Below are 11134 nucleotides of genomic sequence, written 5' to 3' on the forward strand. Positions count from 1 at the left end.
AATAAAAGTTGATCGTGAAGTTTTTGAATTAACAAAACGAGCGATTGAATATTCAGAAATGACGGATGGTGCTTTTGATATTAGTTTTGCTGCAATGGACAGAATCTGGAAGTTTGACGGTTCGATGGAAGAAATTCCAAGTCAAGAAATTATTCAAAAAGCAATCGAAAAAATCGGATTCCAAAATATAATTTTAGATGAGAAAAATTCAACTATTTTCTTAAAAAAGACAGGAATGAAAATTGGTTTTGGTTCCATCGGGAAAGGTTACGCAGCAGATAAAGCAAGAGAAGTCATGCAAAATTTTGGTATTAATTCAGGAATTATTGATGCTTCTGGAGATATGACAACTTGGGGAATTCAACCCGATAAAGAACTTTGGAAAATCGGAATTACGAATCCATTTCATCGCTATAAACCGTCTGATATTTTAAAAATGAATAATGGAGCTGTTACCACTTCTGGCGATTACGTAAAATTCATTTTGATTGATGGAATTCGATATTCACATATCATCAATCCTAAAACAGGAATGCCTTCAACTGGTTTAACAAGCGTTACGGTAATTGGTCCAAATGCTGAAATTTGTAATGCATTTTCTACTTCGATTATGGTTTTAGGCAAAGAAAAAGGTTTAGCATTAATCAATCAACAACTAGATTATGCGGCTTTATTAATTACTGATAAAGGAAAAATTATTCGTTCAAAAAAATATAAAAAAATTAAAAAGAGTTTAAGAAATTAAGCTCTTTTTTTATGTAATTTAGTTTCAAATTAACGCCTAATGTTTCACATTATCAGAACCAATTCAGAACATCAAGATTTTCAAAAATTAGTACATCAGCTTGATCAATATTTAGCTGGCGTTAATGGAGATGCTAACGAATTCTTTGTTCAACACAATAAGATTGATTTAATAAATCATGTTATAATTATTTACGAGAATGAAATTGCGGTTGGTTGTGGAGCGATTAAATCATTTGATGAAAATTCAATGGAAATCAAACGCATGTTTGTACCTACTGCACATCGTAGAAAAGGTATTGCTCGAAAAATATTAGATGAATTGACTTCTTGGTCAAAGGAACTTGGTTATAAAACATGTGTTTTAGAAACGAGTAAAACAATGAATGATGCGGTGCAATTATATTCAAATTATGGGTTTACAATCATTCCGAATTATGGTCAATATCAAGAAATAGAATCAAGTGTTTGTTTTGAAAAAAGTATTTAATACTTTTTTTAATCAATTATCTACCTATTAATCAGCTGTTTTATTGTAATTTTTTGAGATGAATGATTACAATCAAATAAAACAATCAATCAAGAATTGGAATGAAGATGATCGTCCACGCGAAAAAATGTCTTTAAAAGGTAAAAATTCACTTTCTGATGCAGAATTATTAGCAATTATTATGGGAAGTGGAAACCGTGAAGAATCAGCTGTCGAATTAGCTAAAAGAATTCTACAATCTGCCAATAATAATTGGAACGAATTAGCCAAATATTCTATTCAAGATTTATGTCAATTTAAAGGAGTTGGCGAAGCGAAAGCTATTTCAATAATCACAGCATTAGAAATTGGCAGAAGACGAAATTCGCAAGAAGTTTTAGAACGAGCTAAAATAACTTCCAGCAACGATGCTGCACTGATTTTACAACAACAAATTGGCGATTTACCAATCGAAGAATTTTGGGTAATGTTCCTTAACCAAGGCAATCGAATCATTAAAACTGAACAAATTTCTCGTGGCGGAATTACTCAAACTTCTGTAGATGTTCGTATAGTTTTTAAACGAGCTATCGAATTGATGGCTACCGCAATCATACTTTCACACAATCATCCGTCAGGAAATTTAAACCCAAGTGAATCCGACAAAAATTTAACTCGAAAATTTTCAGAAGCAGCTAAATATTTAGATATCCAAGTTTTAGATCATATCATCGTTACTCAAAAATCATATTTTTCGTTCGCTGATGAAGGCATTATCTAAAATTACTTTTTTATAACTTATTATAATAGAATTCATATTCTAAAAAATCGGTTAAGAGTTGAATTTGATGTATTTTTGCATGTTTAATAATAAGAAGAACAAAAATGGCAGTTCAAAAACCATCGATTCCAAAAGGAACTAGAGATTTTTCTCCTTTAGAAGTGAATCGCCGTCAATATATCATCAACACAATCAAGAAACAATTCGTTTTATTTGGATTCTCTCCAATTGAAACTCCTTCATTCGAAAATTTATCGACTTTAACTGGTAAATACGGAGAAGAAGGAGATCGTTTAATCTTCAAAATTTTAAATTCTGGAGATTATTTATCTAAAGTTGATGAACAATTATTAACAGACAGAAACAGTCAAAAAGTAATTTCTCAAATTTCAGAGAAAGCTTTACGTTACGACTTAACTGTTCCGTTTGCACGTTACGTTGTGCAACATCAAAACGAAATTACATTCCCTTTTAAAAGATACCAAATTCAGCCAGTTTGGCGTGCAGATCGTCCTCAAAAAGGTCGTTTCCGCGAATTTTTTCAATGTGATGCAGACGTTGTAGGATCTGATTCTTTATTTCAAGAAGTAGATTTTGTACAATTATACGATACTGTTTTTACTGAATTAAAAGCACCAGTTGAAATTCACATCAACAACCGTAAAATCTTATCTGGTTTAGCTGAAGTTGCAGATATTTCTGCACAATTAATCGACTTTACAGTTGCTTTAGACAAATTAGATAAAATTGGAGAAGAAGCTGTAAAAGAAGAAATGCGTGGAAAAGGAATTTCTGAACAAGCAATTGAAATTTTATCACCTTTATTCCATATGAATGGAGATTATAAAACTCAATTTGCTCAATTAAAAGAAATTTTAGCGACTTCTGAAACTGGTTTAAAAGGAATTGAAGAATTAGAATTTGTTTTCGAAAACACAGAAAATATCGGTTTACAATCTGCAGAATTAGTGTTAAACTTAACATTAGCTCGTGGTCTTGATTATTACACAGGAGCAATTTTTGAGGTAAAAGCTAAAATCGGAGAATTCTCTTCATCGATTGGTGGAGGTGGTCGTTACGACGATTTAACAGGAATTTTTGGTTTAAAAGATATTTCTGGAGTTGGAATTTCTTTCGGATTAGACCGTACGTATTTGGTATTAGAAGAAAACAATTTATTCCCAGCATTAGAAGATTCTACTAACATTCAAGCTTTATTCATCAACTTCGGACAAAAAGAAGCTGGAGAAGCAATGAAATTAGTAAAACAATTACGCCAACAAGGAATCAATACAGAAGTGTATCCCGATGATGCAAAAATGAAAAAGCAAATGGGATATGCAGACAAAAAAGGAATCAAAAAAGTAATTTTAATCGGAGAAAAAGAAATCCAAGAGCAAAAAGCAACCGTAAAAGATATGGTTACTGGTGAACAAACTGAAGTAGCTTTTGCAGATTTGGTAAATGCTTTATAATCTGAAAATTACTTAATATATTTGCAAACTATTTAATTTACAAGATAAAATGAGTTTATTAACAGTAGGTACAGTTGCCTTCGATAAATTAGAATCACCATTCGGGAAAACAGATAAAATCTTAGGTGGAGCAGCAACATACATCAGTATGGCTTCTTCATTATTAGGAGTTGAAACAGGATTAGTTTCTGTAGTTGGTGGAGATTTCCCTGAAGAATACATTGATTTATTAAAATCAAAAAATGTTGATTTAGCAGGTTTAGAAATTGTAGCTGATGGTAAAACTTTCTTTTGGGAAGGGAAATACCACAACGATTTAAATACGCGTGATACGTTAACTACAGAATTAAACGTATTAGAAACTTTTAACCCAGTTGTTCCTCAGGATTGGAAAAACGCTGATGTATTAATGTTAGGAAACTTACACCCATTAGTACAAGCAGGTGTTTTATCACAAATGGAAAATCGTCCTAAATTAGTTGTTTTAGATACAATGAATTTCTGGATGGATTGTGCTTGGAACGAGTTAATGGAAGTAATCAAAGATGTTGATGTAATTTCTATTAACGACGAAGAAGCTCGTCAAATGTCAGGAGAATACAGCTTACGTAAAGCAGCTCGTAAAATCGCCTCTATGGGACCTAAAACGGTTATCATTAAGAAAGGTGAGCACGGAGCATTATTATTCCAAGACGATCAAGTATTCTACGCACCAGCTTTACCAATGGAAGAAGTTTTCGATCCAACAGGAGCTGGAGATACTTTCGCAGGTGGATTCTCTGGATACTTAGCAAAAACAAATGATTTCTCTTTCGAGAACATGAAACGTGCAATTATCTTCGGATCTGCTTTAGCATCTGTAACTTGTGAAAAATTCGGTACTGAATCTTTACAAAACTTAGATGTTGACGCTTTAAACGATCGTTTAAACGAATTCCGCGAATTAATGCGTTTCGAACAAATTGAATTCTAATTGATTTAATTTACGATATCAAATCCCTTCATATACTGAAGGGATTTTTTTATGGCTTAGATTTTGTTTATTTTTCTCATAAACCAATTATATAAACTATGAAAAATAAAATTATACTTGTTCTATTACTTGCATTTCTATCGTTGTTATCGGGAATATTAATTTCTAAAATGTCTTTATTAAGCAAAGCAGGAATTACATTTATTTACGATGAATACAGCATACTAAAATCTTGGTGGAAAACGGGATTAATTATGTTCGTAATTCAAATAATTATCTTTTTCATTTTAAGTTTTATACAAAAAAATACAGATAAAAAGGTTAGATATTATGGCTTTCCTTTAATTATAATCATAATTGGAACTGTGGGATTATATATGACTTATTTTAATTTTACAGAAACTTCCCATCGATTAATGAATAGTAGTTTTAAAATTGGATTTTATATTTTTTGGCTAACATGGATAGGAAATAGTCTTAGCTTTTTATTGAACAAAAAGCCAAATATTTTAAATAAAGAAAGTGTTGATATATTATCTGATAAAGAAAATATGAACCAATAAAAAAAGCTTATCAAAATTGATAAGCTTTTTTTATTGTGACCGAGACAGGATTCAAACCTGTAACCTCTTGAGCCGTAATCAAGTGCGCTATTCAGTTGCGCCACTCGGCCATTCCTAATAAGAAACCGTTGTCCTTATTTTGGACTGCAAATATAAGGCGAAATTCTAAAACTCCAAATTATTTATGAAATTATTTTTATCCTCTATTACGATCTGCTATCAAAAGCATCATATAAGACAATATAAACAACTCATATTGTTCAGGTTGAGCCTTAAAATTCTCTAATTTAAATTTTCTACCAAAGAATGATGGTTCTTTAGAAATCTCCATTAATTCTGTACCATTTAAGTCTTTTAGAGCGTATTTTGGATTAAAAACATAACCAGAAAAGAACCCAAGAACTGGAATTTCTCCAAATAATCCGTCCATCATTCTCACCATACCACTTCTTTCGTTAATCGTAAAAATATGGTTATCATTGGCGTCATAAATATGGAAAGTTGCTGTCCAAAAAGATTTCAACGTTTTACGTCTTGCTTTCCCTACTACTTCTCCACGACCATTTGTAATTGTAAATGTTTGTTGAAAATCAATTAATTTGTTTGAACGTAATTCATATAATAATTCAGATTTATTCGAATCTTTATACACTTTAATTACATCACGCCAAGAAAACATTTTTTCTCTCACATAAAAAATTGAGTTTCCATTTGCATCAGTTACAGAAAAATCATTAGAAAATGTAGCAATATGAAATTTAAAATCGATTGGAAATTGGATTTGATTGATTGACATTTTTTTAAAGTTATATAAATCAAAAATAAACAAATAAGTTAATAATAATCATTAAATTAAACTTACAAAACACAAAAAAACGATTTAATATGAATGACTTTAAAACTGCAGATCTATGTGATGATTACATTGATCTATTAAAAGTTGCTACTCCAATCGGATTGAATAATTATGGAGGAAAGACTTCTTTTCATGGCGAAATTGTAACTGTAAAATGTTTAGATAACAATCCATTAGTTCGTTCAACATTATCTAAAAATGGAAAAGATAAGGTTTTGATTATTGACGGCGAAGCATCTAAAAAGTGTGCATTAACCGGCGATAATATTGCTCAATTAGCTTACGATAATGAATGGTCGGGTATTATTATTAATGGTTGTATTCGAGATAGTGTTGCGATTTCTAAAATAAATATTGGTGTAAAAGCATTGTATACTAATCCAATAAAAAGTGGGAAATTAGAAAACGGAACTGTTAATATTCCGGTTTCATTCGCTGATATTACTTTTACTCCTGGCGAATATATATATGCTGATGAAGATGGAATTGTTATTGCGCAAAATAAATTACATTAAATCCATTCCTGAATGAAATACAACTTTAAAGACAAAGTCGTTTTAATCACTGGTTCAGCTTCTGGAATTGGAAAAATTATGACTCGAAAAGTACTTGAAAAAGGTGCGAAAGAAATTGTAATGCTTGATTATAATTTAGTAGGAATGAATCAAGTGATATCAGAATTTGTTCACTTTGGCAAAACTATTCATACTTACCAAGTCGATTTATCTCAACAAAATCAGGTTTTAACGGTAATTGAAAAAGTTAAAGCAGATATTCCGAAAGTAGATGTTGTTATTAACAACGCAGGAATTATTGTCGGAAAATATTTTACTGAGCATACGATTAAGGATATTAATAATACAATGCAGATCAATACACTTTCTTTGATGTTACTAACAAATGCTTTTATGCCAGATATGGTTAATAGGAACGAAGGTGTAATTTGTAACATTGCTTCAATGGCTGGATTAACTTCTACACCAAAAATGGCTGCCTATGTGACAAGTAAATGGGCAGTAGTTGGTTTTTCTGAAACGTTGTGGTTAGAAATGAAACAACTTAATAAAGATGTTATCATCAATTGTGTGATGCCTTTTTATATTAATACCGGAATGTTTGATGGCGTTAAATCTAAAGTTTTCCCTATCCTGGATCCTGAAAAAGTTTCAACAAAAATTATCTCGAATATCGAGAAAGGAAAATTTAGAACTCCAATGCCAGTACCTTATTGGTTTATACGATCGGCGCAAGCGTTATTACCAAATAAAATTTACGATTTTGTAATGGGGGATATTTTTGGAATCTACGATTCGATGGAAGATTTTAAAGGACGAAAAAAAATAAACATAAAAAAATCCGAAGGTTAACCTTCGGATTTTCTATTTATAAATAATTTCTTACTTCGTCTAAATGTACAATTGTTGGTACATCGTCCATCTTAAAATTATCATCTAAACGATCAAAGAAAATAGCCGACATCCCGAACGCTTTTGCTCCTACTGCATCTGCAATCCAATCATCACCAATGTAAATTGATTCCTCTTTCTTTGCTCCAGATTTTTCCATTGCAAAAGCATAAATTCTTGGATCTGGTTTTAAGATTTTAATTTCGTCAGCATAAGTAACCGTATCAAAATACCCGTTTAAATCTGAAGTTTCAATTTTACGTTTCGATACTTCTATAAAACCATTTGTAATGATGTGTAGCTTATAATTAGGTTTTAAATAATTCAATAATTCCATCGCTCCGTCAACTACTTCATTATAATTAGTGATGGTTTCCATGTATTCATGCTCAAAAATAGCCGCTAATTCATCATCATTGATTCCTAAATTATCAAAAGCTTCTTTAAAACGACGTGCGCGTAATTCTTCTTTTGTAATTTTTTTATCACGAATCAAAGCCCAAAGCCCTTCATTACTATCATGGTAAAAAGGATGAAACTCATCAAATGTAAAACCATAACGGTTTTCGACATCGTATTTAATATATAGTTCTTTTAATGCAAACCTTGCGTTTTTACGGAAATCCCATAAGGTATTATCCAAGTCAAAAAAGACATGTTTTATCGTGTTCATAGGCGCAAAGTTAACGATTATGATGTAGATTTGTGTTTAAGAAATTCTAAGATTGAAAAAGAGGTTAGAAAAATTTAAAACCAAGAATGCCAAAGGAGTACTTTCTTTATTGGCTGGAAATACAGTTGCCCAAATTATAATGATTTTAGGTGGTTTTGTACTTGGAAGATGGTATGGACCCGAACATAACGGAACCTATAATGTGTTTTTAAGCTTTGTGGCTATACTTTCTATTTTGACTACTTTTCGTTTAGAAAATATTTTTGTGATCTCGAAATCAACAAAAGCTATTCGGAATTTATTTTCAACCTTATTAGTAATTACTTCTTTAGCTACTTTAATATTCTTTATAGGATATGCAATTGCTGACGAAATTTTTTCGCTTAGAACTTCACTTTGGGTTATTCTTTTAAGCTCTATTGCTGGTTTATTTACCGCTTGGTATAATTTACAAACTTCGCTATTTACAAAGTACCAATTATTCAACATCATATCAAAAGGTTTTGTTTTAAATGCTTTGATTTCTGTTGGCTTTCAGTTTATTTTTTATTTCTTAGGATATAAAGAAAATGGTCTGATTTACGGAACAATTATCGGAACAATAGTTTCTTGTATTTTTTTCTTTTCGATCACAAAAGGAAGACTAAAAAGACCTAAGTTTAGCCTTTTTAAAAGCACTGTTGCTAAAAACAAAGAGATAGTAAAATATACGTTGCCATCTGATTCTTTAAATGCAATCGCGAATAATTTGATGCCTATTTTAATCGTCTTTTATTTCACGAAAATAGAAGTTGCTTTTTTTGCGATGTCAGCAAAAATGTTAGTTACTCCGTTGTTGATTTTGTCCAATGCAATGTCAAAAGTATTTTTCCAGAAATCGGCAAGTATGATTAATCATCAACCCGAAAAATTATACGATTTATCACTTAAAGTTATTTTGTATAATGTTGGCGCTATTGCTGCATTTTTATTGGGTATGAATGTTATTGGTGTATATATATTAGAATGGGTTTTAGGCGATGAATGGCAAGGACTGCATATTTATGTTTTTATCTTATCCTTTTGGATTATGTGCCGTTCAGCTATGAATCCTATTTCGCAAATCGTAGTTGTTATTCGCAAAAATCACTATGCGTTATACTTCAATATTTATTTGGTATTAATCACGATTTTTTCTGTTTTGATTGGTGGCACAAGAAAAGATATGATGGCTACGTTATATATTTATTCGTTATTCGCTGGAATCGGATATTTGATCCAATTATATTTCGTTTTAAGAAAATTACATCAATATAAAACCAATTATTAATGTGCGGAATTTCAGGAGTTTTTTCAAAATCTAATTTAACTCAAGATCACATCATAAATTCATTAGCAGCCATTAAGCATAGAGGGCCTGATAATACTATACATACAAGTTATTTAAACCAAGATTTACAGTTTTATTCGAGTAATTTATCAAATGATATAACGCGTAAAACTTTAAATAACGCTGAAAATAGTACCTCTACCAATTGGATTGGATTTAATCGATTATCAATTATCGATTTGTCTGAAAATGGGATGCAACCTTTTTATGATAAAGAAACGAAGGTTTCTTTCTTTATGAATGGAGAAATCTACAATTTCAAGTCTTTACGTCATGAATTCTTAAATGATGTTGAATTAAAATCTAATTCTGATTCAGAAATTGCCTTTCAATTGTATCTAAAATTGGGTGATGATTTCATTCATCATTTACGAGGTATGTTTGTAATTACGATTGTTGATTATGATAAAGAGATTGTTAACATTTGGAGAGATCGTTTCGGAATTAAACCTTTATACTATTATTTAAGTGATGACTTATTCATCTTTTCATCAGAAATTAAAGGTGTTTTTGCTTCAGGTTTAATTGATAAGAATATTAATTACGAGCATTTAGCTCATTCCATTTATCTGAATACCAATTTTGCACCCAATACAATTTACGAAAACATATATTCATTAGAAGCTGCAACCAAAATTGAAGTAAATTTTAAGAATTTTTCTCTTAAAAAAGACCACTATTGGAGTTTAGAGTATAATCCTGATCCAAGAGAAATTTCGGATAATGAATTTTTAAATGATATTAATGAAATTGTAGAATTAGCGGCTATTTCCGATGTTAAACAAGCGGTAATGATAAGTGGTGGATTAGACTCAGGTTTATTAGCTTATACATTAGGAAAACATCATACTGATATAGACGCTATAACTATTTACAACTCATTAAACGATGCGCAAAACGAATTAAATTTTGCAAAAAGCAACGCAAAAAATGCAGGTTTAACAATCAAATCTTTTGAGATTGATAATCAAATTGATTTAAATACAATAAAAGAATACGCAACCGCTGAAGAAGAGCCTAATATATCGCCAGAACCAGCATATTTTATTTCGAAAAAAGCGAATCAAGAAAGTTATGTGGTATTGCAAAATGCATTAGGTTTAGATGAATTGTTTTATGGGTATAATTATTATCATCAAGCAGAAAAATTACAAAAGATTAAACCTTTTTTAATTCCAGCTTTCAAGTATATTTTAAAAGGAAGTAAAAAGAGAAAATATAGTGAATTAACTTCCTTAGGATTAGAAACGATTCCTTTTGTATCTAGAAGTGTTTCAGGTTGGGATGAGATTAAAATTTTGTTTAAAAACTATAACAGTTCAAATTGGGAACATCCAGTTAAGAAACTAATGAAACAAGTCACTGACACTAATACAAAATTCAAGGATTTTCCGTTGATTAAAAAAATATCTTATTTAGATTTCTTTTATTACATCAGTTCACATCATTCTGTAAGGTCCGATATTCCTGCCATGAATTTTAAAATTGAAATGAGATTTCCTTTTTTAGATCATTTATTTATTCAGAAATATTTCAACAATACACAAACAAACGAAAATCTAACTCAAGGTAGTAACAAACCTTTTTTAAGAAAAAATGTAAAAAATATTTTACCTAAAGATGTTTTATATATGCCTAAAAAAGGATTTTCTATTCCAACGAATCAATGGCTAAAAGATGTTGATTTAGAAAAAGATTTTCCAATTTTGAATACATTTTTTGGAGATGATTATAAAAAATGGGGAGATACTCCAGAAAAAAAATGGTATTTAATTTCCATTTCATTTTTAAAATTTAATCCTAAATTATGATTCGTTAAAAAATC

Annotated in this window: 12 protein-coding genes and 1 tRNA gene; 10 read left to right on the forward strand and 3 right to left on the reverse strand. The window is 30.4% G+C overall.

The features are described 5' to 3' along the window. From EAH69_RS10130 to EAH69_RS10155, 6 genes are all read left to right on the forward strand, one after another. Positions 1–745 (forward strand): FAD:protein FMN transferase (locus EAH69_RS10130; RefSeq protein ID WP_147439129.1); only part of this gene is annotated, 745 nt, incomplete at its 5' end. 39 nt (positions 746–784) lie between these two features. Continuing rightward, positions 785–1234 carry a GNAT family N-acetyltransferase gene (locus tag EAH69_RS10135; RefSeq protein ID WP_121935093.1) on the forward strand — a complete coding sequence of 150 codons (450 nt, stop codon included), beginning with the start codon at positions 785–787 and terminating at the stop codon, positions 1232–1234. 58 nt (positions 1235–1292) lie between these two features. Continuing rightward, on the forward strand, positions 1293–1994 hold the full coding sequence (gene radC / locus EAH69_RS10140) for a RadC family protein (RefSeq protein ID WP_121935094.1): 702 nt from the start codon (positions 1293–1295) through the stop codon (positions 1992–1994). Between the two features lie 104 nt (positions 1995–2098). Further along, positions 2099–3469, forward strand: coding sequence for a histidine--tRNA ligase (gene hisS, locus EAH69_RS10145; protein ID WP_121935095.1), 1371 nt, complete (start codon positions 2099–2101; stop codon positions 3467–3469). A 49-nt stretch (positions 3470–3518) separates the two neighbouring features. Further along, the gene (locus EAH69_RS10150; protein WP_121935096.1) at positions 3519–4442 is read left to right on the forward strand and encodes a PfkB family carbohydrate kinase; all 924 of its coding nucleotides are present in this window, start codon (positions 3519–3521) and stop codon (positions 4440–4442) included. A 98-nt stretch (positions 4443–4540) separates the two neighbouring features. Then, positions 4541–5005, forward strand: a complete 465-nt coding sequence (locus EAH69_RS10155) for a hypothetical protein (RefSeq protein WP_121935097.1) — start codon at positions 4541–4543, stop codon at positions 5003–5005. Positions 5006–5041: 36 nt separating this feature from the next. Here the strand turns inward: EAH69_RS10155 and EAH69_RS10160 are convergent. Both EAH69_RS10160 and EAH69_RS10165 read right to left on the reverse strand, forming a co-directional pair. Beyond that, positions 5042–5115, reverse strand: a tRNA-Arg gene (locus EAH69_RS10160). A gap of 86 nt (positions 5116–5201) precedes the next feature. Continuing rightward, a complete protein-coding gene (locus EAH69_RS10165; protein ID WP_121935098.1) occupies positions 5202–5801 on the reverse strand; it encodes an LURP-one-related family protein in 600 nt (199 codons plus the stop codon). 89 nt (positions 5802–5890) lie between these two features. Here EAH69_RS10165 and rraA point away from each other — a divergent pair, with 89 nt between their 5' ends. After that, positions 5891–6376 (forward strand): ribonuclease E activity regulator RraA, encoded by a 486-nt coding sequence (gene rraA, locus EAH69_RS10170; RefSeq protein WP_121935099.1) that lies wholly within the window; start codon positions 5891–5893, stop codon positions 6374–6376. 12 nt (positions 6377–6388) lie between these two features. Then, positions 6389–7228: an SDR family NAD(P)-dependent oxidoreductase gene (locus EAH69_RS10175; protein WP_121935100.1), complete on the forward strand. Its 840-nt coding sequence runs from the start codon at positions 6389–6391 to the stop codon at positions 7226–7228. A gap of 16 nt (positions 7229–7244) precedes the next feature. On the opposite strand, the gene EAH69_RS10180 is transcribed toward EAH69_RS10175, so the two are convergent. Beyond that, complete coding sequence (locus tag EAH69_RS10180) at positions 7245–7940, reverse strand: YjjG family noncanonical pyrimidine nucleotidase (protein ID WP_121935101.1); 696 nt, start codon at positions 7938–7940, stop codon at positions 7245–7247. Positions 7941–7992: 52 nt separating this feature from the next. Between EAH69_RS10180 and EAH69_RS10185 the strand changes: the two genes are divergently transcribed. Both EAH69_RS10185 and asnB read left to right on the forward strand, forming a co-directional pair. After that, positions 7993–9249 carry a lipopolysaccharide biosynthesis protein gene (locus EAH69_RS10185; RefSeq protein ID WP_121935102.1) on the forward strand — a complete coding sequence of 419 codons (1257 nt, stop codon included), beginning with the start codon at positions 7993–7995 and terminating at the stop codon, positions 9247–9249. Next, positions 9249–11120 (forward strand): asparagine synthase (glutamine-hydrolyzing), encoded by a 1872-nt coding sequence (gene asnB / locus EAH69_RS10190; RefSeq protein WP_121935103.1) that lies wholly within the window; start codon positions 9249–9251, stop codon positions 11118–11120. Before EAH69_RS10185 ends, asnB begins: the two co-directional genes overlap by 1 nt. Positions 11121–11134: the final 14 nt, after the last annotated feature.

Source organism: Faecalibacter macacae, assembly GCF_003687725.1.
Taxonomy (GTDB): Bacteria; Bacteroidota; Bacteroidia; order Flavobacteriales; family Weeksellaceae; genus Empedobacter; species Empedobacter macacae.